The 21,092-nt window shown below is 65.3% G+C and carries 22 protein-coding genes; 12 read left to right on the top strand and 10 right to left on the bottom strand.

What is annotated here, in order from left to right; translation table 11 throughout:
* Positions 1 to 21: 21 nt before the first annotated feature.
* Complete coding sequence (locus tag ACIBG0_RS19870; protein WP_397034363.1) at positions 22 to 942, bottom strand: LLM class flavin-dependent oxidoreductase; 921 nt, start codon at positions 940 to 942, stop codon at positions 22 to 24.
* Positions 943 to 1,101: 159 nt separating this feature from the next.
* Here ACIBG0_RS19870 and ACIBG0_RS19865 point away from each other — a divergent pair, with 159 nt between their 5' ends.
* The gene (locus tag ACIBG0_RS19865; protein WP_397034361.1) at positions 1,102 to 1,575 is read left to right on the top strand and encodes a hypothetical protein; all 474 of its coding nucleotides are present in this window, start codon (positions 1,102 to 1,104) and stop codon (positions 1,573 to 1,575) included.
* 151 nt (positions 1,576 to 1,726) lie between these two features.
* Here ACIBG0_RS19865 and ACIBG0_RS19860 read toward each other — a convergent pair whose 3' ends face one another.
* The 5 genes from ACIBG0_RS19860 to ACIBG0_RS19840 all read right to left on the bottom strand — a co-directional run bounded on the left by ACIBG0_RS19860 (position 1,727) and on the right by ACIBG0_RS19840 (position 6,066).
* Positions 1,727 to 1,951: a hypothetical protein gene (locus ACIBG0_RS19860; RefSeq protein ID WP_397034359.1), complete on the bottom strand. Its 225-nt coding sequence runs from the start codon at positions 1,949 to 1,951 to the stop codon at positions 1,727 to 1,729.
* A 46-nt stretch (positions 1,952 to 1,997) separates the two neighbouring features.
* On the bottom strand, positions 1,998 to 3,224 hold the full coding sequence (locus ACIBG0_RS19855; RefSeq protein WP_397034357.1) for a cytochrome P450: 1,227 nt from the start codon (positions 3,222 to 3,224) through the stop codon (positions 1,998 to 2,000).
* A gap of 87 nt (positions 3,225 to 3,311) precedes the next feature.
* Positions 3,312 to 3,731, bottom strand: a complete 420-nt coding sequence (locus ACIBG0_RS19850) for a MarR family winged helix-turn-helix transcriptional regulator (RefSeq protein ID WP_397034355.1) — start codon at positions 3,729 to 3,731, stop codon at positions 3,312 to 3,314.
* Positions 3,721 to 5,097, bottom strand: coding sequence for an MFS transporter (locus tag ACIBG0_RS19845; RefSeq protein ID WP_397034354.1), 1,377 nt, complete (start codon positions 5,095 to 5,097; stop codon positions 3,721 to 3,723). Before ACIBG0_RS19845 ends, ACIBG0_RS19850 begins: the two co-directional genes overlap by 11 nt.
* A 75-nt stretch (positions 5,098 to 5,172) precedes the next feature.
* On the bottom strand, positions 5,173 to 6,066 hold the full coding sequence (locus tag ACIBG0_RS19840; protein ID WP_397034352.1) for a LysR family transcriptional regulator: 894 nt from the start codon (positions 6,064 to 6,066) through the stop codon (positions 5,173 to 5,175).
* 79 nt (positions 6,067 to 6,145) lie between these two features.
* Between ACIBG0_RS19840 and ACIBG0_RS19835 the strand changes: the two genes are divergently transcribed.
* From ACIBG0_RS19835 to ACIBG0_RS19825, 3 genes are read left to right on the top strand one after another with little or no spacing between them, the layout of a single operon-like run.
* On the top strand, positions 6,146 to 7,069 hold the full coding sequence (locus ACIBG0_RS19835; protein WP_397034351.1) for an EamA family transporter: 924 nt from the start codon (positions 6,146 to 6,148) through the stop codon (positions 7,067 to 7,069).
* Positions 7,066 to 7,689 (top strand): NAD(P)-dependent oxidoreductase, encoded by a 624-nt coding sequence (locus ACIBG0_RS19830; protein WP_397034349.1) that lies wholly within the window; start codon positions 7,066 to 7,068, stop codon positions 7,687 to 7,689. The genes ACIBG0_RS19835 and ACIBG0_RS19830 overlap by 4 nt, the downstream gene beginning before the upstream one ends.
* On the top strand, positions 7,656 to 8,678 hold the full coding sequence (locus ACIBG0_RS19825) for an SMP-30/gluconolactonase/LRE family protein (protein WP_397034347.1): 1,023 nt from the start codon (positions 7,656 to 7,658) through the stop codon (positions 8,676 to 8,678). The genes ACIBG0_RS19830 and ACIBG0_RS19825 overlap by 34 nt, the downstream gene beginning before the upstream one ends.
* Before the next feature lie 53 nt (positions 8,679 to 8,731).
* On the opposite strand, the gene ACIBG0_RS19820 is transcribed toward ACIBG0_RS19825, so the two are convergent.
* Together ACIBG0_RS19820 and ACIBG0_RS19815 are read right to left on the bottom strand one after the other, a co-directional pair.
* A complete protein-coding gene (locus tag ACIBG0_RS19820; RefSeq protein ID WP_397034345.1) occupies positions 8,732 to 9,688 on the bottom strand; it encodes an alpha/beta fold hydrolase in 957 nt (318 codons plus the stop codon).
* Positions 9,689 to 9,806: 118 nt separating this feature from the next.
* Positions 9,807 to 11,177 (bottom strand): ABC1 kinase family protein, encoded by a 1,371-nt coding sequence (locus ACIBG0_RS19815; protein ID WP_397034343.1) that lies wholly within the window; start codon positions 11,175 to 11,177, stop codon positions 9,807 to 9,809.
* 156 nt (positions 11,178 to 11,333) lie between these two features.
* Between ACIBG0_RS19815 and ACIBG0_RS19810 the strand changes: the two genes are divergently transcribed.
* A complete protein-coding gene (locus ACIBG0_RS19810) occupies positions 11,334 to 11,963 on the top strand; it encodes a TetR/AcrR family transcriptional regulator (protein WP_397034341.1) in 630 nt (209 codons plus the stop codon).
* A 258-nt stretch (positions 11,964 to 12,221) separates the two neighbouring features.
* Positions 12,222 to 13,469 (top strand): PucR family transcriptional regulator, encoded by a 1,248-nt coding sequence (locus ACIBG0_RS19805; RefSeq protein WP_397034339.1) that lies wholly within the window; start codon positions 12,222 to 12,224, stop codon positions 13,467 to 13,469.
* Between the two features lie 153 nt (positions 13,470 to 13,622).
* Here ACIBG0_RS19805 and ACIBG0_RS19800 read toward each other — a convergent pair whose 3' ends face one another.
* Entirely contained in the window at positions 13,623 to 15,164 is a 1,542-nt protein-coding gene (locus ACIBG0_RS19800; RefSeq protein WP_397034337.1) for an MFS transporter, read from the bottom strand.
* Between the two features lie 99 nt (positions 15,165 to 15,263).
* On the opposite strand from ACIBG0_RS19800, the gene ACIBG0_RS19795 reads away from it, so the two are divergent.
* The 4 genes from ACIBG0_RS19795 to ACIBG0_RS19780 all read left to right on the top strand — a co-directional run bounded on the left by ACIBG0_RS19795 (position 15,264) and on the right by ACIBG0_RS19780 (position 18,086).
* The gene (locus ACIBG0_RS19795) at positions 15,264 to 16,178 is read left to right on the top strand and encodes a LysR family transcriptional regulator (protein ID WP_397034335.1); all 915 of its coding nucleotides are present in this window, start codon (positions 15,264 to 15,266) and stop codon (positions 16,176 to 16,178) included.
* Between the two features lie 138 nt (positions 16,179 to 16,316).
* The gene (locus tag ACIBG0_RS19790; protein WP_397034333.1) at positions 16,317 to 16,457 is read left to right on the top strand and encodes a hypothetical protein; all 141 of its coding nucleotides are present in this window, start codon (positions 16,317 to 16,319) and stop codon (positions 16,455 to 16,457) included.
* A 58-nt stretch (positions 16,458 to 16,515) separates the two neighbouring features.
* A complete protein-coding gene (locus ACIBG0_RS19785; protein WP_397034331.1) occupies positions 16,516 to 17,472 on the top strand; it encodes an alpha/beta hydrolase in 957 nt (318 codons plus the stop codon).
* A gap of 188 nt (positions 17,473 to 17,660) precedes the next feature.
* Positions 17,661 to 18,086 carry a nuclear transport factor 2 family protein gene (locus ACIBG0_RS19780; protein ID WP_397034329.1) on the top strand — a complete coding sequence of 142 codons (426 nt, stop codon included), beginning with the start codon at positions 17,661 to 17,663 and terminating at the stop codon, positions 18,084 to 18,086.
* Positions 18,087 to 18,098: 12 nt separating this feature from the next.
* On the opposite strand, the gene ACIBG0_RS19775 is transcribed toward ACIBG0_RS19780, so the two are convergent.
* Complete coding sequence (locus ACIBG0_RS19775; RefSeq protein ID WP_397034327.1) at positions 18,099 to 18,764, bottom strand: hypothetical protein; 666 nt, start codon at positions 18,762 to 18,764, stop codon at positions 18,099 to 18,101.
* A gap of 220 nt (positions 18,765 to 18,984) precedes the next feature.
* Between ACIBG0_RS19775 and ACIBG0_RS19770 the strand changes: the two genes are divergently transcribed.
* Positions 18,985 to 20,169, top strand: a complete 1,185-nt coding sequence (locus ACIBG0_RS19770) for an NAD(P)/FAD-dependent oxidoreductase (RefSeq protein WP_397034325.1) — start codon at positions 18,985 to 18,987, stop codon at positions 20,167 to 20,169.
* The gene (gene sigJ, locus ACIBG0_RS19765; RefSeq protein WP_397034323.1) at positions 20,166 to 21,062 is read left to right on the top strand and encodes an RNA polymerase sigma factor SigJ; all 897 of its coding nucleotides are present in this window, start codon (positions 20,166 to 20,168) and stop codon (positions 21,060 to 21,062) included. Before ACIBG0_RS19770 ends, sigJ begins: the two co-directional genes overlap by 4 nt.
* Positions 21,063 to 21,092 lie beyond the last annotated feature (30 nt).

Below are 21,092 nucleotides of genomic sequence, written 5' to 3'. Positions count from 1 at the left end.
GCGGGCGTGCCCCGGTATTGCTCAATCAACCTGCGGCAGTACCTCCGCGGCAATGCGCTCCATCTGAGCGGTCTCGTCGAAAAGTGGGTTGATCAGGATCATCTCGGCCCCGGCGTCGGACACTTCGCGCAGGCCTTGGATGCAGTCCTTCGGTGTGCCGTGGACGGCGACGGGGAGCAGGGTTTTGCCGAAGTCGCCGTAGAAGTCGGTCAGGGCGGTGGCCATGCGCTGTTCGGCACGCGCCGGATCGTCGTCGACCGCGATGTAGACGCGTTTGGCAATGCGGAAATCCGATGGCGCGCCGGAGTTCTCGGCCACGGTTTCGCGCACGTACCGGACCTGTTCGGCGAATTTGGCCGTCGTGCTGGAACCGGCGCCGAAGAATCCGTTGCCGTGCCGGACCGCGCGGCGCAGGGCCGCGGGTGTGCTGCCGCCGAACCATAATGGCGGATAAGGCTTCTGGAACGGCTTCGGCTCCATGGTGGCATCGGTGAGCTGCCAGAACTCACCCTCGAAATCGATTCGCGGTTGGGTCCACAGCGCCTTCATGACGCGCAGGCCCTCATTGAAGCGGGTCACCAGATTGTCGGCAGGGTCGACATCGAAGGCGGAGAACATCCGGTTGCGCCCGCCGATCCCGACGCCGATCTCCAGTCGGCCACGCGCGAGCTGATCCAGCGTGCTGATGCGTTTGGCGAGGTGCACCGGATTGTGCAGCGGCGTCACGAACACCGCGCATCCGAAGCGAAGCCGCTCATTGCATGCGGCCGCGTAGGTCAACAACTCGATCGGACTCAGATTGGGCGCGGATCCGAGCAGCTGCTCGGTCGTCCAGGCGCTTTCGAAGCCGAGGGCCTCGGCTCGATCCAGGTAGGTCCGCAGATTTTCCGGTTGGAAAGATCCGTCGGGAATGAGCTGCGGAACCGAAATGGCGTATCGCATCGTTCGAGCCTAGCTCGTGCGTCGCGGCACCCCTTTCAGGTGATTTCGAGCCAGACCTCAACATGCCGGTAACTCGACTGTTACCGCCCGCCGAGCGACGGCGCGCCTGGCACGGTTAGATTGTCCGAAAGCCGTTATCCCAGAGAGGAAAACACCCCCGTGGGGCCGTTCTGCAGAGCCGTCTTCCTGGACGTCGACCACAAGCTGATCGGGTATCTCGAACCCAAGGTCCGCTTCCTGAAACGCGCCTGGATCGGCGACGACTTCGTCCAGGGTGTGGAGCGCCTCCTGACGGTGCCGACGCGCGTGGTGTGGGCCGGACCGCAAGTAGGGGAGCAGGTCAGTCTGTATGACAAGGCCGCCTCCGTTGCCCCGCTGATCGCGCCCCAGCATGGCTTCATCGGCCGCTACATCCTCAACCACGACAAACGCACCTATGTGGACAAGGCGGCGGTCCGACACGGCGACGACCGCCATCGCATCCACCCGCTGCCGATGCTCACCGCCGAAGGCGCGGATTGCGCCGGTGGCGATTTCGCACTGATCGGTACCTGGTCCGGCGATCGCATTTCCATGAGCGCCACCGTGCCCACCGGCTTCGAGCTGCTGAAGTACGACATTGTGCCGAACTGATCCATGGTCGACTTCGGTCGACCATGTCAGCTCGACGTGCGGCGTGTCCGCTCGCACCAGGCGTTGGGCTGAAAACGCTTGCGGCGTTCGGAAATTGCGTGATGATAGCCGCAGCACTCGCGCATCCTCTGCACAATCCGCCTGCTGCTTATCAGAGCCGCGGATCGAAGACCAGCCGAAATCCGGTCAGCTCGTGCTCATCACCGACGGCCCAGAACTCCCGTCCCGGTAATTCGTTCTGCGGCAGCCCGGCCTGTTCGGCGATATCGGCCGCCGGTATCCACATTGGCGAATGTGCCGGATGCCATGGTGTCTGCACCTGCGCCCGATCGCCGAACAACAGGATCACCCGCACCCGCACTGGTTCAGGATCCATAGGTACATGATGCGCGCTCGCAACGGCGTTGCCGAGGTCGCGTGCATCAATCGAAACGTACTTCCCACCGTTTGATGCCATTGAGCCAGCCGGAGCGCAGATGTTCCGGTTCGGCGACCTGACTCAATTCGGGCATGGTGTCGGCAATGGCATTGAACATCAGATCGATCTCGAGTCGGGCCAGGTTCGCGCCGAGGCAGTAGTGCGTGCCCGCGCCGCCGAAGCCGACGTGTGGATTGGGATCGCGCAGGATATCGAAGGTGAACGGATTCTCGAAGGCATCCTCGTCGAAATTGGCCGAGCTGTAGAACAACCCGACACGCTGACCCTCGCGGATCAGCTGTCCGCCGAGCTCCACATCGCGCATCGCCGTCCGCTGGAATACCGAGACGGGGGTCGCCCAGCGGACGATCTCATCCGGCGCGGTGCGGGGCCGCTGCTGCTTGTAGAGCTCCCATTGGTCCGGATTGTCGACGAAGGCCTTCATGCCGTGGGTGATCGAATTTCGGGTGGTCTCATTGCCCGCCACCGACAGCAGGATCACGAAGAACGCGAACTCGTCCGAACCCAGATGCTCACCTTCGATATCGGCATTGACCAGCTGCGTCACGATATCTTCTGCCGGGCAGGCCCGCCGCTGCTCGGCCATGGTCCAGGCGTAGCCGCTCAATTCCAGCTGTGCGGTCTGCGCATCGCTGGCGTACTCCGGGTCGTCGGCGCCGATCATCTGATTGGACCAGTGGAACAGCTTCTTGCGGTCCTGCTGTGGCACCCCGAGTAGTTCGGCAATGGCCTGCAGCGGTAATTCACAGGCGACCTGCTCCACGAAATCACCGCTACCCGACTTCTTCGCCTCGTGCACGATTCGGGCCGCGCGCTCGGTGAGCGCCGCCCGCAGCGCCTCCACCGCGCGCGGTGTGAAGCCCTTGGACACGATGCGCCGATTCTTCGTGTGGGCGGGCGGGTCCATATTGAGCAGAATCAGCCGCTGCATCTCGATCTGCTCGCGGGTGATGGTGGACTGGAACCGGATGATCGCGCTGTTGGCGGAGGAGGAGAAGATCTCCGGATGTTTCGAGATCTCCCTGATGTCTTCGAGCTTGGTGACCGCCCAATAGCCGCCGTCATCGAAGCCGCTGGACCGGTCGGACTGGGCACACCACCAGACCGGTGCGGTTCGACGCAGTTCCGCGAATTCCTCGGTGGGTCTGCGTTTCGCCCACAGGTCCGGGTCGGTGAAATCGAATCCGGCGGGAATCGACGGCGTGGCCATGGCCACCTCCCAGAGCTAGAACACGTTCTACAGCCGATTCAAGCACATGTGCCGCTCGGAAACAGGGAAATGCCCATGTGCCGACGGTCAGTGTTCGAGCTTGCGTAAGAGCCGGTGGAGTGTGTGCAGGTCGTCGGGGGAGAGGGCGGCGACGGTGGCCGGGGCGGGGTCGGGGGTGGCCATCGCCTGTGCGAGTACGGCGCGGCCCGCATTGGTAATGGAGACCTGTTTGCGGCGGCGGTTGGTGGGGTCGATCTCGCGCACGACGAGGCCGAGTTCGTCGAGATTATTGACCGCGACCGTGGTCGCGGGCGCGTCCATGCCGGTCGCCTGCGCGATCTGGTTGAGCGTGAGCGGGCCGGGGCGCAAGCGGCGCAGAATGCGAATTCGACTGAACGGCAATCCCGTTCGCTCGGTGACCGCCCGCTTCCACGAGTCACGGGTATCCATCACCAATTGGGTGAGCTGGGCCCAGACATCGTCGGCGGTTGGCACGTCATCCGGCATGTGCGGGGACCTTCTCTTCCAGTATCGGGGCGACGCGATCGCGGGACCGCGCGGCCCAGCGGGTGTTCGCGACAATGCCGAGTATGGCGATTCCGGCCGTGAAAACCGCAATCAGCCACCACAGACCGGCGCCGGTCAGCGCGCCGCACAGTGCGACACCCATGCTCACGCCGACCTGTCTGCTGGTCGAGGCGACCGCCGACGCGGCGCCCGCGCGATCCAGCGGCATCCCGCTGACCGCCGCCGTGGTGATCGGCGCATTGACCATGCCGAATCCGATTCCGAAGATCGCGAAGACGATGACCAGTTGCCAGATCGGAGTCGTCACATCGAGCCGGGTCAGCAGCACGGCGGCGATGGTCATCGCGATGCCCGCCGCGACCAGTGAGGGTTTGGTTCCGTAGCGCCCGACCAGACGCCCTGACAGGGGCGAGAAGATGAGTGTCGCGACCGCCATGGCCAGATATAGCGCCCCGGTGTGCACGGCCGAATAACCGCGCAGCTCTTGCAGATACAGCGAGCAGGTGAACAGGAATGCGCCGAGTGCGGCGAAGGCGAAGATCGCGGTCACCGTCGCCGAGGCGAACGGCACGCTGCGGAAGAAGCGTAGATCGATGAACGGATCCGAGCGTCGCGATTCCTGCCACAGGAAGGCCACGAGGGCGAGCGCCGACACCATGAATACCGCGGGCGAGCGCTCGATCAACCCGAACACCACCGTGAACAGAAATGCGATGGCCAGCAACTGCCCGATCGGATCGAGCCCGCGCACCGTGGCCGACTTCGATTCCGGCACGAACAGTGTCGTCAAGACCAGTGCGAGCACACAGATCGGCAGGTTGATCCAGAACACCGACTGCCACCCGAGTCCATCGATCAGCACGCCGCCGACCATCGGTCCCAATGCCATCGATATGCCGACCACCGCACCCCAAATGCCCACCGCGCGAGCACGTTCCACCTTCCCTGTGAAAACCTGGGTAATGATCGACATCGCAACCGGGTTCAGCATCGATCCACCGATCGCCTGCAAAAACCTTGCCCCGATGAGGGTTTCGATATTCGGTGCGAGGCTGCATGTCAGCGACCCGAGTGCGAACACCGTCAACCCGATCCGGAACACCCGCCGTCGCCCGAACCGGTCCGCCGTCGCGCCCGCGAGCATCAGCAGGCTCGCCATCGTGAGCGTGTAGATATCGATGATCCACTGCAGCCGAGCCAGTGGCGCACCCAGATCTACCCGAATAGCGGGCACCGCGACATTCACGATCGTCGAATCCATCGACACGATAAGCAGACTCAGACAACACGTCGCCAACACCACCAACTTCCGTCGCGGCGCCAACTCTCCAACAGTTGTATTCACACAACAATTGTGTAAGCACAACTGTCTTGAATGCAAGGGGTGTCCCAGGATGTGAGCCGTGCAACAACGCTGGTCTTATGAGCCTGGTGGGCGGTCGGTTGCGGGGATTCCGAGGATAGTGAGGAAAGCGGTCGCCGCGGGCGTCCGGCCGATACGGCTCCAGATGACGTACTCGATGCGGGCCGGTGCGTCGGTCACCTCGATGGTGACAACGCCACTGAGCTGGGGCGTGTAGGCGGCGGGGAGCATAGCCACGGCGAGGCCCGGTCTGACCAGTCGGGCGATGTAATCCCCGGTGGTCACCTCGAACGCGACGTCGCGGTCGAGACCGGCGGCGGCGAAGGCCTGATCGGATTGGATGCGTCCGGCCGTCCCGGCCGGAAGGTCCACGAAAACCTCCGAAGAAAGTCTGCGCAGGTCGACCAGCGCTTGGTCGGCGAGCGGATGATCCGGCGCGACCACGGCGACGAGGCGGTCACGCGCGAGCTCGTGGGCGGCGACACCCTGGGGGTGCGCCGTGGTGGGCAGACCAAGGAAGGCCACGTCGACGGTGCCGTCCTTGACCTGTTCGATCAGGTCATCGCTCGCGCCCACCCGCAAGTCGATGCGCACCTGTGGATACTGCCGACGGAACTCGCGCAGCGCATCCGGGATATCGACCGCGGCGACGGTCGCAATCAGGCCGACGGCGAGGCGGCCGCGTATTTCCCCGACGGCCGCGGCGACCTCGGCCGCCGCGCGCTCGGCGGCGTCCAGGCACTGGCGGGCGGCGGGCAGGAATGCCGCACCGGCCGGTGTCAGGCGCACCCGGCGGCTGGTGCGCTCGAAGAGTCGCGCGCCGAGTTCGCGTTCCAGGCGTGCGATCTGGTGGCTGAGGGCGGACTGGACGACCAGACACCGTTGGGCGGCTCTGGTGAAGCTGTTCGTCTCGGCGACCGCGACGACATAGCGCATCTGCTGGAGCTCCATGGATCAATCTTGTACCGAGATTGATCCAGTGACAAACATGTGTTGGACTCATCAATTAATTGGCGGTCAAATGGCGAGTGTGAAAAATCCAGCAGCACAGCGGGTTTCCGGAGCAACCACCACCGGAAACCTGTCGCGCGCCGCGCTGACGGCGTCCGCGCCTTTGGCATGGGGCACGACCTATGTCGTCACCACCGAACTTCTCCCGCAGGGACATCCACTGTTCGCGGGACTCTTGCGTGCGCTGCCCGCCGGTCTGATCGCACTGGCGGTTACCCGGACGGTGCCGCGCGGAGTGTGGTGGGGAAAGGCCGCGACGCTCGGAGTTCTGAATATCGGGCTGTTCTTTCCACTGCTGTTCGTTGCGGCCGAACGTCTGCCGGGTGGTGTTGCCGCGACCTTGGCAGCGGCTCAGCCACTCATCGTGGCGATCCTGGCTGTGCTGGTCCTGCACGAGAGCCCATCGGCCTGGCGGATCGGCTGGGGCGCGGTGGGGCTCGTTGGCGTCGGTCTGGTGGTGATCGGGCCGAATGCGGCACTGGACGCAATCGGGATCGTGGCGGGCCTCGGTTGCGCGGCCACGATGGCGCTCGGCGTGACGCTCACCAAACGCTGGGGACGGCCCGCCGAAGCGAGTCCAACGGCCTTCGCCGGCTGGCAACTCACCGCGGGTGGCCTGTTCCTGGTGCCCGTCACCTTCCTGTTCGAGGGAGCGCCTCCCGCCATCGATCCGCCCGCCATCCTCGGCTACCTCTGGCTCGGTCTGTTCGGCGGACTGCTTGCTTACGTCCTGTGGTTCCGCGGCATCACCACCTTGCCCGTCAACTCGGTCTCCATCTTGTCGCTGCTCTCACCCCTGGTCGCCGCCGTGCTCGGCGCAGTCCTGCTCGACCAGACACTCGGCCCGATCCAACTCGTCGGATTCGGCCTCGCACTCGCCGCCATCGTCGCCGGTCAACTTCCCGCGCCCATGCGCGCCGGACTGGAAAGGACAATTCGATGAAAATCGCCGTAGTAGGAGCCGCGGGCATGGTCGGTTCGCGCGTCCTCGACGAAGCCGCAAGCCGCGGCCACGACCTCATCGCGGTATTCCGGAACCAGCGGCCTACCACGCTGCCACCGGGAACGACCTCGGTCGCAAGTGACGCCGACGAGTTGAGCGCTCTGTTCGATAGCGCCGATGCGATCGTGCTGGCGACCCGTCCGGCGCCAGGGCAGGAAGACTCTGCCGCCGCGACCACGACGGCGCTACTCGACGCCGCCGCGGCAGCTGACGCGCGCATCCTCGTTGTCGGCGGTGCGGCACCGCTGCGAAACCCGAGGCATCCCGATCGGCTCGTCATAGACAGTCCGGAGTACGTGCCGCCCGCGATCCGCCCCATCGCCGCCGCCAGCGTCGCGCAATGGGAAGCCTGCCGAACCCACCCCGCCAACTGGATCTATCTCAGTCCGCCCGCCCTCCTGGAACCCGGACTTCGCACCGGAAGGTACCGGCGTGGCACCACGACCCTCATCACCGATGCCGATGGCGCATCCCGAATCTCCGCCGAAGATCTCGCCGTGGCAGTCCTCGACGAACTCGAAACCCCATGCGATACACAACATTTCACCGTCGCCTACTGAGGCTGATCCTGGGTATCTCGATAACGCTCACCGGTGTCGGCGTCGTGGTGCCGGTACCCGTGCACCGGGCGGCAGCCGATGGTTTCTTCCCGACCTCGATCGACCTACCCGCCGGATTTCGCCCAGAAGGTGTCGCAATCGGGGTGCTGCCGGTGGCCTACCTCGGCTCGCAGGCAGACGGCTCCATCTACCGCGTCAGTCTGCTCACCGGGCAGGGCGCCATTGTGAGCCCTGGTCCGGGCACACCGTCGCTCGGGCTCCAGCTCGACGACCATGGTCGGCTGTTCGTCGCCGGTGGCACCGCTGGGGATGCGCGTGTCGTAGATACCCGGACGGGCGCGGTGTCGGCCAGCTACCGACTTGGCACGCCGCCGGACACCTTCGTCAACGATGTGGTGCTCACCGCCACGGGCGCATGGTTCACCGACTCGCGCACGCCCGTGCTGTACCAGCTACCAGTCGGTCGCGATGGTGCCCTACCACCGCCGGAGGCAATGCGGCGGCTCGCATTGACCGGCGACATCGTTTATGTACCAGGAGCTTTCAACGCCAACGGAATCGTGCGCACCCCCGACGGCACGGGCTTGATCATCGTTCAGTCGGTGACCGGCCAGCTGTTCCGCGTCGACCCGGCGACGGGCGTGACGCGCCGGATCGAACTCGGCACCGAGACCGTGCCCGACGCCGACGGACTGCTCTTGCGCGGCAGCACGCTGTTCGTCGTCCAGAACCGGCGCAACGCGATCGCCGTGATCGCGCTCGACGCGGCGGGTACGGCCGGCACGGTCGAGCGGCGCTTGACCGATCCGCGCTTCGACACACCGACAACCATCGCGGCATTCGGCGATCGGCTGTACCTGCCGAACGCGCGGTTCACCACACCGCAGTCGCCGACCACGCCATACAACGCCGTCGCGGTCGATCGACCTCTCGATAGCCTGCACCCGATCCGTACGCGTACCACGAAAACTGCGAGAGGGTATCGGTGAACGGCTTGAAGCCGGTGGTCCGGCTCAACTCGCGCTGATTGCTCGCCGCCCCGCTACGCGACGAGGGCGAGGTGCGCGCCCGCGGCCTTGCCGGTACCGCGGGCGCGCGTCATCAGGCGGGTGATGGCCTCGGTGACCGCCGTCGGCTGCTCGAGGATCACCGAATGGCCGGCACCGTCGACCAAGACGAAATCCGAGTACTCGATGGCGGCGGCCATCGCGATGGAATGCGGCGGCGGCGTCATCAGGTCGGCACTGCCGCACAGCACCAGGGTCGGGATTTTCGACAGGACCGCGAGGGCGTCGGTCTGGTCGAACACCATGAAGGCGCTCAGGAAGCTCGCCATCGTCACGATCGGCGTCTCGTTGTGCATCGCGTTGGCGAGGGCGAGCACCCGCGAGCTCACCTTGCGATCGCCGAATTCGGCGGTACGGATGATCGGGGCGAAGACCTTGCAGGCCATGAGCTTCGCATGGTGCATGAGGCCCGGCGCGCGTCGGACGGCCGCCTGGAATGCGGAAACGGCCGGGTTGCGCAGCAGGCGTCCGAAGCCGGCGTCGGCGAGTCCACTCGCGGCGGTCGCGATGAGTGCGACCCCGGTAATGCGCGTGCCGATCTCGTGCGGGTTCTGACTGGCGTAGGTGAGCACCGTCATGCCGCCCATCGAGTGGCCGACGAGGACGACCGGTCCGGTGGGGGCGACGGCATCGAGAACGTCGCGCAGGTCGTTGCCGAGCTGCTCGAGGTGGTAGGTCCGCCGGGATGCGGCGGCGGAATCACCGTGGCCGCGGTGGTCGTAGCAGACGATCCGGGCGCCCGGGTACCGGCGCAGCAGCGCGTGACGTACGTAGGTCCACGAAGCGGTGCGCAGGCAGTGCCCGTGCAGCAGGACCACGGTGAGCTCGGCGTCGCGCGGGCCGTATTCGCGAACCGCGAGTTCCACGCCGTCCTCGGTCGAGACCGTGGCACGACGTTCCGCCGAGGCGGCGGGGGTGCTGGTGATCGACATCGAGGGCTCCGGTTCGGTTGCGGTGACTTGATTAACTGTCCGCCGCATCGCCCGCCGATATCAGGTCCCCGAGTGCTGAGCTCTTTCCCCCAAGGTGGAGCGGATCACCACCAAGGTGTCACCGGTCGGCGCGCCACAGCGCTGTCGCCCGTCCGATCCGGGTTACCGGAGGTTCGTGGTAGAGCCACTCCCGGGCGATTCGGTGCCAATTGTTCGTCGTCCGCAATTGTCCCAATACGGCGAGCGTGAACAGATCTGCTCGCCGCGAGAAGACATGCTCCGGCGGAAGCCACTGCTGTCGCATACCGCGAAACTCGACGGCCCTCGGGTCGACCGCGAGAATCACTGCGCCGGTGGCGAGTTCGGGTGTCACCGTGATTTCCTCATCGGTCAGATGCCAGCCCGCGGCCGCCCACACATACTCCAGGCATTCGGCTGCCGTGACATCCGATTCCGGGTCGATGATGCCGCGATCCACCCACGCCGCATAAAGGTCCTGGGCCCGATTTTCACCGGCGGCCCGCAGACACGCACGCTCGAGTTCGACATGCACCGGATCCATCTTGTTGTAGAGCCCGAAATCCACGAACGCGACGCGACCGTCCGCGGCGAGCATGATATTGCCGGGATGCGGGTCACCGCAGAATTCGAAATCCGAAAACAGCGAACCGACATAGAAGCGATAGATCAGCTCGCCGATCCCATCGCGTTCGGTCGCTGGCAGGTCCTGGATCTGCTGAAACGACTTGCCGTCGACGAACTCGGTCACGAGGACGTGGTGCCCGCACAGCTCTTCGACGCTGTCGGGGACCGTGATGAACGGATGGCCCCGGTAGCGTGCGGCGACCCGGTGCTGGGTTCGTGCTTCGTGCACGTAATCGAGTTCACTGCCGATATTGCGGGCGATTTCTTCCAGTACATCGCTGTCGGCCGCGCTCGGCAGAATGGATTTCCAGAGTCTGCTGATCATCGCCAGATTGCGCATATCCGCCTCGACAGCCTCGTCCACGCCCGGGTATTTGACCTTCACCGCGACGGTGCGTCCATCGTGCAACTTCGCGCGATAAACCTGGCCGATCGAGGCCGCGGCGATGGCGTTCTCGTCGAAGTCGGCGAATGCCCGCGCCAATGGCCCGAGATCGTCCTCGATCACCTGTCGCATCGCCGGAAACGGGAATGCGGGCGCTTGATCGCGTAGCTCGGCGAGTTTGTCGCGGAACATCGCACGGTGCGATTCCGGCAGCAGATCCACATCGAGTACCGACAGCATCTGTCCGAATTTCATCGCCGCGCCTTTCATGGCGCCGAGCACGGTGACGAGTTGCTGTGCGGTGCGCAGTGTGGATTTTTCGGCGAGCAGTTGCCGGGCCTGTTCCGTTCGACCGATCATCGCCAGGCGAGTACCGACTTCCCGGACGGCTTGTCCGGCGACCAATCGGCCCATTCGGCCGCCCCGCGCGAGACGACTCTTCGGCACTCGACCGACCACTATCGCACCTCCATCGGCCACGCTCCTATAGCTGGACTCACCACATTCCACCCCATGGCGGCGTCATCGGATCCGGAATTCGCGGCATGGAAACTGATGCGGCCATTAAACTGAGCGCCGCTCATCTTCTCAGGACAGCTCGGCAGGAGTGGTGCGATGCCGCCGAAAACCGTTGGGCAGCGCCGTCGCCCGACCCAGGAACGCGCCAGGGCGACCCGGGAACACATACTCGACACCGCCGCAGAGCTTTTCGGGGAGCGCGGTATCGCCAACACCTCGACGAACCGGATCGCGGCCGAGGCCGGGGTGAGCATCGGCACCGTCTATCGGTACTTCGCCGACCGCTCGGTCATCGTCGAGGAGTTGCTGCGGCGCCTGCTCGAAAATGTCGAAAGGCGCTTTACCGAGCGGATATTCGGGCTGTCGGACAAGCCGATCCTGGAGATGATCACCGGCATCCTGGAAGTCATCACCGACGAACTGGTGGCCAACGCCCGGTTGGTGCGGGCGCTGGTAGCCGGAGTCCAGTTCTACAGCAGTGGTATCCCCGAATTCGAGCCGCGACTGCGTCTGCTGGTCAAGCTGCTGGTGATCCAGTTGCTCGGCCCCGGTGACGATCACGAGTACGACGTGATGACATTCGTGCTGATCAACACCGGTTTTGCCGCAGTGCTCCGTGCGTCGGCGCTGGAGGTCGACAGCCGGGAACGCAAAGAGGCGATCGAGATGACCGCGCGGATGATGACGGCCATGGCCGAGGCCGAGATCAAGGCCAAGTCGGCCTGAGGCGGCTTCAAAAGTGAGCACCTCCCCAACTATTGGTGGGTGAGCGCTCCTCGACATGGATCGAGACTCAGCATTTCGCCTGGTAGTCGAGTATGTCTGTGGCCGTTGGGGATTGCTCAAAGAGGAGTAGAAGCTGAGCTACCGCTCGGCTTAACGTTTCCTGATACAGCAGACAGCCGGTAACAGCAAAGTTCTCGGCGCGGCAGTTGTTCACCCGGGCGTAGTGACCGCGTGACTACGGCGACAAGGAGGTCATACGTGGCGATCGAGAGTCTCGTCCGGCCCGAACACAATGGGCTGGAGCGGCCGATTTCGCTGTCCGCGCGCGATATCGAGAGGTTGACCCGCGAGGTGATGACACATCTCGCGGAGTCGGACGAACAGTGCGGTGCGATGCCGGGTCAAACGCTGGTTCGTGATGTGAAGGCCGTGGTCCGGATCTGCCTCGGGTGGTTGATCCACGGTGTGGAGGGGCATGTGCTGCCGACGAGCACCGACCGGCTGGCGATCGCGGCCGCGGGATGTGCCCGTGAGCGAATCCCGGTCGAGACCGTTCTGCATGCTGTTCACAAGGGACTCGAGGTGGGGCTGGATCTGATTTTCGCTCGCACGGGTCCGGCAGACGTGCGAGGTGTCGTCACGGGCACCGCCAGGGTGCTGGAGCTGTCGAGCCTGATCACCGCCACCGTCAGCAAGGCCTACGTGCTCGAGCACAAGGCCGTCGCCGCCGAGCATCAGACCGCAGCGCACAGCCTGACCTCGGCATTGCTCGCCGGTCGGCTCGATTCCGCGGCGGCGCGGGACGGCGGCTTACCGATCGCCGACGAGTACTCGGTGCTCGCCGTCGCGATTCCGGCGCATCCTGATGAGAGTCACCCGCGGCTCGACGGACAGGTCGTCGCACGCCGTAAGCTGCGCCGCCTGCAGGCCGCACTCGCGACCATCTTCGGAGGCCATGCGCTGTCGCTGTTATCCGTAGACGGCGGAACGATTCTCGTCCCGTCGACGGTGCTGGCCGATCCCGCACTCGACGGTTCGGTGCAACGGATGTCCTGCGCCACGCAGGTGCCGCTGACAGTCGCCGTTGTCGCCGCCCCACCCGACGAGGTGCCCACCGCCGCGCGTCATGCCCACGAACTCCTCGACACCGTGCAACAGCTCGAATTGGAGCCTGGCGTATACAGATTCACCGAACTGGCACTGCAGTACCAACTGACCCGCCCCGGAGTAGGTCGCGATGCGCTCGCCACCCGACTCACCCCACTGGACGAACACCCGGGCCTGCTGGAAACCCTCCAGATCTATATCGAAACCGGCCTGAGCCGAACGCGCGCGGCACGCCAACTACGCGTCCACCCGAATACCGTCGACTATCGGCTCCGCCGAATTGCCCACCTCACCGGATTCGATCCAGCCGAACCCAGCGGACTCTGGTACCTCCGCTCCGCCCTAATCGCCCGCAAGGGCCACCTCGCAACCGGCCCGATACGACTAACGGCCTGTTAGCCTTCGGCCTATGACGTGGGGTCGGGAGACGGCGATGCGGCTCGACGAGCATTGGGACCAGAGTTCCGGCTGGTGCGGTATCCGGTGATGATGTCGCATCTGTGGCAAGAAGATTCCGCAGAACGCGCGGTGCCATCGGCGGCCTCGCCAGGCTCACGAGGTGTGATCGACTAGGGAGGGGGACGACGTTGTAGTCCGACTACTCGATGGCGAGGACGCATCGAGGTCCTTGGCCCGACGGTCGGATCCACGTCGGGACAGCAGCGACTGCAGCACGACGAGCACGCCGGAGATGAGCACGAGCACGCCGATTGCCCGTAGCCCGTCGTCGGCACCCGAAACAAACGCTGCCACAACGTCATCGGTGTGTCCGGATGCGAGAGCTTGTGCCACGGTGTGCGGATCGTGGTCGGCGCGGATATCCGGCGGTAGTGCGGCGACGAACCGTGCAGTGAGCACCGTACCGATAACCGCGACGCCGAGCGCGCTGCCGAACTCCCGGGTGGTGGCCTGCAATCCCGCTGCGACCCCGGCTTGCTCCGGCGGCAGCGACCCTGCGATCGCCCCCGACAATGTCGGAAGTGCCAGCGTCACACCGACTCCCATCACCACGAGCCACGCGGCATATGCGACATACGGAGTCCGCGCATCGCTCGTGGACAGGCCGAGCAGTCCGCCGCCGACGAATACGAAGGCGAGCGCGGTGGTGGCGTCGAGTCCGATGCGCTGTGCCAGTCGTCCGACATGTTTCGCGCCGAGGATGATCGGGATGGTCAACGGGATTATCCCGAGACCGGTACGCAACACGCCGAATCCCTTGCCGTACTGCAGGAATGACGCGTTGACGTAGAACAGTGCGAACATGCCGAAGAACACCGCCGTCATGCCGAGGCAGGAACTGCGCAGGGCCGGGAGACGGAGCAATCGCGGATCCAGCAGCGGGTGTTCGACTTTCAATTCGACAATCGTCCACACCGCGAACAAGACTGCCGCGCAGGCGAATCCGGCGATGACAATGCCACTGTCCCAACCCGCCTCCGGACCTTGGACGATGCCGAGCAGCAGCGCGACCGACGCGCCGACGAGCAATACCGCGCCGAGCGGGTCGAGACGTCGGTCATGGCGCGGCGACACCGGTGCGATACGTGCCACAAGTGCGGCGAGCAGCAGCGCGATCGGCACGGCGGCGGCGAACAACCAACGCCATGAGCCGCCCGAAAGGATCACCCCCCCACCGACATTGCCGACAACGCCACCGATACCGGTCATCGACGCCCAGACCGCGATCGTCGCGCTCTTGCGCTGGGCGGGAACAGCATGCAGCAGGACGGCAAGTGTATTGGGCAGGACGGCAGCAGCACCGATACCCGTGACCGCGCGCCCCGCCAGCAGAAGCGCCACGTTCGGTGCCGCTGCCGAGATGAGCGCGCCCACCGCGAACAGTCCGAGCCCGCTGAGCAGAACACCCTTGCGCCCGAAGCGATCTCCCGCCGCGCCACCGGGGATAACCAGGCAGGCGAAGACGATCACGTAGGTATCGACGATCCAGACCAGTGCCGACGCGGACGGGTGCAGTGCGCTGGCGGCGAGCATCGGGACGGCGAGATTGATCGCGGCGACCATACCGACGACGAGCACCACGCAGGCGCAGATGACCGCGAGTAGGCCGCGGTGCGCGGTTGGCCGCGATGGCATGTCCGTAGTGTTATTCAGGTGCATGGCCACGACCGTATGGACGTGGGTATTCTCCGTGCCACGCAACTTTCACAATTGATACTTGCGTATCATGCAACTGTGTCAGAACAGCTCGACCTGAACCTCCTGCGCGTATTCGACGCCCTACTCCAGGACGGCAGCGTCACGGGGGCCTCCGAGCGCCTACATCTGTCCATCCCAGCGACCAGCCGGGCTTTGGGCCGACTGCGGCGGGCGATGGGTGATCCGATCCTGGTGCGCGCCGGTCGTGGGATGGCTCCGACACCGTTCGCGCTGCGCACCGCGCCGCGGGTGCGGTCCCTGCTGGACGAGGCCTCGGCACTGATCAGCGCCGATCGCGACGTCACGGTCGCGGAATTGCAGCGCACCTTCACGATTCGCATCAATGACGGTGTGGCCGCGACCCTGGCGGCAGTGGCGGTCGATGCCACGGCCGCGGTCGCCCCCGGCGTAACGCTGCGCTTCGTCGCGGAGGGCAGCGAGAGCATCGAGGCGCTGCGTGATGGCTCGGTCGATCTGGATATCGGCGCGGGCGACATCGTCGCTCCCGACATTCGGTCGGCTGTGCTGTATCGCGAACGAATAGTGGGCATAGTCCGCGCCGACAGCCCGCTGGGCCGCCGCCCGACCTTGCGGCAACTGTGCCGCCATCCGCACGTCTCGGCTTCCCGGCGTGGCCGCGCTCGCGGGCCGCTCGACGACGCACTCGACGCCGCGGGATTGCAACGCCGCGTGGCCGCCGTCGTGCCGACTTCCGCCGTCGCCGCGCTCTTGGTCGCCTCGAGTCGGTACGTCGGACTCGTGCCGCAGCGGCTCGCCGAACAGTACGGCCAAGCCCTCGGCCTGCGCTGGTTTCCGATCCCCGCGCCCCTACCGGATGTCGAAGTGCGACTGCTCTGGCACGCCCGCCTCGACGCCGACCCGGCGCAGCGCTGGCTCCGCGACACCATCCGCGACGCGCTCCGCCCGCCGGGCGACTCCGGCTCCGAGTGATTGATCGGTTTCGAAGAAGTCCGGTGCGGGATCGGCCAAGGCACCAGCTCTTGCACCGAAACTCTGGTACGGTATGGCCGCGTATGCCATGGGCGGCAAGGTCGTCTGCTTCTTCCGAACCGCCGAGAAATTCGAGTCGTGGTACCGCGACGTTCGGCATCGAACGACATCGCGGCCCTCGATGAAGGCACCATCTGGCCGACCGCCTTCGCATGGACGAAGTTGACGGCCGACGATGAGGAACGGCTCGGCGCGCTCATTGCGAAGGCGGTCAGCTGAGGCGAGAGCATTGTCGCGCAAACTATGATGATCTTTCCGATCGGTAGGAGGTGTGCGGGTGGGTACAGCACGGTCTGGGAATCATTGGGGTTGGCTGCGCAAGACCGGCGCTGCGCTGGCAGCCGCCGTTCTGCTCTCATCGATCGGTGCGGCACAAGCCAGCGCCACACCCGCGGGTGGTTTCGAGGACCTGTTCGTGCCGTCGAGTATGGGACCGGTCAAGGTCCAGGTGCAGTGGGCGGCCCGAGGCGGCAGCGCGGCCGTCTACGTGCTCGACGGTCTCCGTGCGCCCACCGATCACAGTCAGTGGACCAGCGACACCGACGCGCTGCGCGAATTCGCAGGCGACAACGTCACTTTGGTGTTCCCGGTCGGCGGCCGGTCGAGCTTCTACACCGACTGGTACCGACCCAGCAGTACCAATGGTCAGCAGACGACGTACAAATGGGAAACCTTCCTCACCCGGGAGTTGCCCGCATTCCTGGCGGGGTACGGCGTTTCGCGCACCAACAACGCGATCGTCGGTGCCTCTATGGGCGGCAATGCCGCACTGATACTGGCCGGGCAGCATCGCGACCAATTCAAGTTCGCCGGATCATTTTCCGGCTTCGTGCACCCGACTTTCCCACTCTGGAACGAAGCGATGCGCGCTGCCATGTGGGACGAGGGCAACTTCAATGTGGACGATATGTGGGGTCCGGCTGGTGACCCCGCCTGGATCCGCAACGATGCCACTGTCCAGGCGGAATCGCTGCGCGGGCTGCCGGTCTACGTCTGGACCGGCAATGGCCAGCCCGGCCCGCTCGACCTGCCGTACGGAATCGGCAACACGGTGAACGGGATGGCCCTCGAAGCGATGACGTTGACCTCCGCCCAGATGCTGCGTGATCGGATGACCGAACTCGGCATCCCCGCGCGTTTCGACATCGTCAACGGAACGCACACCTGGCCCTATTGGCAGCAAGCGCTCGCGTCGGCGCGTCCGATGATCCTGGATGCGCTCGGCGCACACTGACTTGTCCCGTGCCCACCACTACGTGACCACCTGCGGTGCACCGTGGCCTCCAGCGGTGCGCCCGGACATGGCGACCGGCCGCGAAACGGTATTGGCGATTGGCTTCGTGCCGGTTGTCGGTATCGCGGCGGGTCGGATTATCTCGACGTGTATCGGGTAGGTGCGACTATGACGACGGAAGGAGAGTCATGGACGACCACGAGAGCTTTGCGCAAGCAGCACAACGGATCTACTACGAATGGGACAAAGCGTTGTCCGATGACGACGTAGCGGGACTGCTGGCTCTGTACGCCCCCGACGCAGTGCTCGAAAGCCCCGCCGTCCCACTGACCATGGGCACCGAGAGCGGAGTCGTACACGGCCACAACGAACTTCGGCCGGTGCTCGAACAAGTCGCCGCGCGCAAACCGCCGCTGCGCACCTACTATCGAACGGGCTACCTGACCGACGGCGCGCGCACCATGATCTTCGAATACCCCCGCCAGACGCCCACGGGTGAGCAAATGGACTTCGTCGAGGTGATGGAGATCGCCGACGGCCTCATTCAGCGCCACTGCGTCTACTGGGGATGGCGCGGTGTCCAAGTCATCCGCGACGATGCCTACCACAAGTAGCAGTGCCCGGCCTCAGTGAACCAAGGCGCGGTTTCGTGCGTACGCGATGACATCGTCCGCGTATGCGGCCGCATTTCGTTCCGCGCAATGCTTTCGGAGCTGATCGAATGCGTCGTCCAGGTGGGGTCCCGGTCCCCGATCGGCGAGCAGGACAACGATCGCCTCCCAGGTGCCGATGCGCGGGTCGGGATGGGCGAGCAGTTCGTCGAGGTACTGGTCCGGCTCCACCAACCGTAATGCGCGGCGCGCGTAGGCGTGTACGCGCCGGGGGAGTTCGGTACGGATGGCGTCGATATCGAGTTGCAGGACATGCTGGCCGGGTTGTTCCGGATCGAGTCGTATGGACCACGATGCGGTCAGCTCGTCGGGCAGGGGGTGGGTGTTGATCAGATCGGGGCCCGTGGCCTCTTCCAGCGGTGTGGGCGGCACGCCAAGTTGTGCGTTGCGCCAATTGAGGTATTCCCACCAGGCCGTTGGGGTGGCACTCAGCTCCAAGCCGAATCCGAGGACCTGCTGCCCACTGGTCCACGTGCGGGAAACTCGAGTGCGGCCGACGGCGGCGACACCGCCTGGCTCGACCCGTATCCACCTGGGGTCGGAGCCGTGAAACCCGTACGGTTGCAACAGTTTTCCTGTTTCACGCAACAGGCGACGCAGCGCCGACTCAGGTCTGACCATCCTCGCAGATTAACGACGTGCTCCGACAGATTGCCGCGGCGGGGCAGCGTCGACTTCCACAGCCCGGCACACGGAGCGCCCTGCTGTCGATGTGGATGGATGCACTCGATACGACCACGGGCACGCCCGCCGAGCTGCTCAGAGCCGTACTCCAGCGATGAGTGACGCACGTCACGTCGCATCCATGTCATGTTTCAGGGTTGGGCGGTGTCTTGTGGGCATGAATGAACACGACACACCCCATAAGGTCGTCGTCATCGGCGGCGGTTACGCCGGGACAGTTGCGGCCAACCATCTGCGGATGCGCACCGATATCGACATCACGCTGGTGAATCCCCGTCCGGAGTTCGTCGATCGGGTCCGCCTGCACCAGTTCGTGGCCGGAACCGGCGATGCGACGATCGACTATGGCACACTGCTCGGCGAGGGCATCCGGTTGGTAGTCGACAGCGCCACGCGCATCGATACCGCTGCCCGCACGGTGCGCCTGGCGTCGGGTCGCACGCTCGACTACGACCACGTCATCTACGCGGTCGGCAGCACAGCGGCGATACCGTCGGTGACCGGCGCGGCCGAGTTCGCTTTCCCCCTCGCTGAATTCGAGTCCGCGCAGCGGCTGCGTGCCAGGCTGGACGAGTTGCCTCTCGATGCTCCCGTCACCGTGGTCGGCGGCGGACCGACCGGCATCGAGACGGCCGCCGAACTCGCCGAACAAGGACGCACGGTCACCCTGGTGTGTGGCGCAACGCTGATGCCCGCACTGAGCGTGTCGGGTCGCCGGTACGTCGCCGACTGCCTATCGCGGCATGGTGTCGCCGTGCTCGAGGGTGACGTGGTGACCGAGGTGCGGCCGGACGCGGTTGTCTTCGCCGATGGTGTGGCGCGACCGAGCGCACTGACCATCTGGACGACGGGTTTCGGCGTGCCGCAGTTGGCGGCCGAGAGCGGGCTGCGAACCGACGCGCTCGGTCGGCTGCTCACCGACGAAACCCTGACCAGCATCGACGACGACCGGATCGTGGCGACCGGCGACGCCGCAGCACCATCGGGCCAACCGCTGCGGATGAGCTGCCAGGGCGCCGGGCCGCTCGGGGCGCAGGCAGCGAATACTGTGCTGAGTCACATCGCGGGGACCGAACCCGCGATGCTCGACTTGGCCCTCACCGGGGCGTGCGTCAGCCTCGGTCGTCGCGTCGGCATCCGACAACTCGCCCGCAAAGACGACACCGCGGTGAACCTCTATATCGGCGGCCGCATGGGTGCGCGGATCAAGGAGGTGACCTGCAAGGTCGCGGTGTGGAAGATCCGTCGCGAGGCCCGCAAGCCGGGTTCCCTGATCTGGCCGAAGGGCGGCCCGCGTCCTGCGCGGCCGACCTCCGCCGCGCCGGTGGTCGCGTCCTCGTGACGACCGACGAGCACGCCGAGCGCTTCACCGTGCTGCGGCCACTGCTGTTCACGATCGTGTACGAAATCCTCGGTTCGGCAACCGAATCCGACGACGTGCTGCAGGACAGCTATCTGCGGTGGGCCGAGGTGAACCTCGCGACGGTGCGCGATACCAAGTCGTATTTGGCACAGTTGGTGACTCGGCAGGCCCTCAATGCCGTGCGGGCCGGCGCGCGCCGTCGCGAGGACTACATCGGCCCGTGGCTGCCCGAGCCGCTGCTGCTCGACGAGCACGACCCGTCAGCCGACGTCGTACTCGCCGAATCGGTGTCGATGGCGATGCTCGTACTCCTGGAAACACTCACTCCCGACGAGCGTGCGGTGTTCGTGCTCCGCGAGGTATTCGGCTTCGACTATGACGACATCGCCGCGGCGGTGGACAAATCCGTGGCGACGGTGCGCCAGGTTGCCCATCGCGCCCGCTCGCACGTGCAGGCGCGGCGTAAACGCTTCGAGCCCGTCGACACAGTGAAAATAGCGGAGATCACCCAGCAGTTCATGACAGCGGCGTCCACCGGTGACGCACAGGGGCTGCTCTCGCTACTCGCTCCGGAGGTCGCCTGGACCGCCGACAGCGGCGGCAAGGCCATCGCGACGCGCAGACCGGTAGTGGGTGCGCAGAAGGTGGCCCGATGCCTCGTGGACCTGTTCCACAAGGCGAGCAGGACACCGAACCTGCGGATCGAAATGCTCAACTGCAACAACACTCCCGCCATGGCCGTCTACAGCCACGACTACCTGGAAGGCGTCTTCCTGATGGAGATCATCGACGGCAAGATCACCAATTTCTATGCCATCCGCAACCCGGACAAGCTCGTCACGGTGGCGGTTCCGCGTCGGATCAGCCGATAGCGGTCCGGCAAACCCGTTCATGTCAATCGA

Source organism: Nocardia sp. NPDC050630 (assembly GCF_044457245.1).
Classification (GTDB): Bacteria; Actinomycetota; Actinomycetes; order Mycobacteriales; family Mycobacteriaceae; genus Nocardia.
Note: the sequence above shows the minus strand (reverse complement) of the source record. Positions and strands in the feature narration are given on the sequence as shown.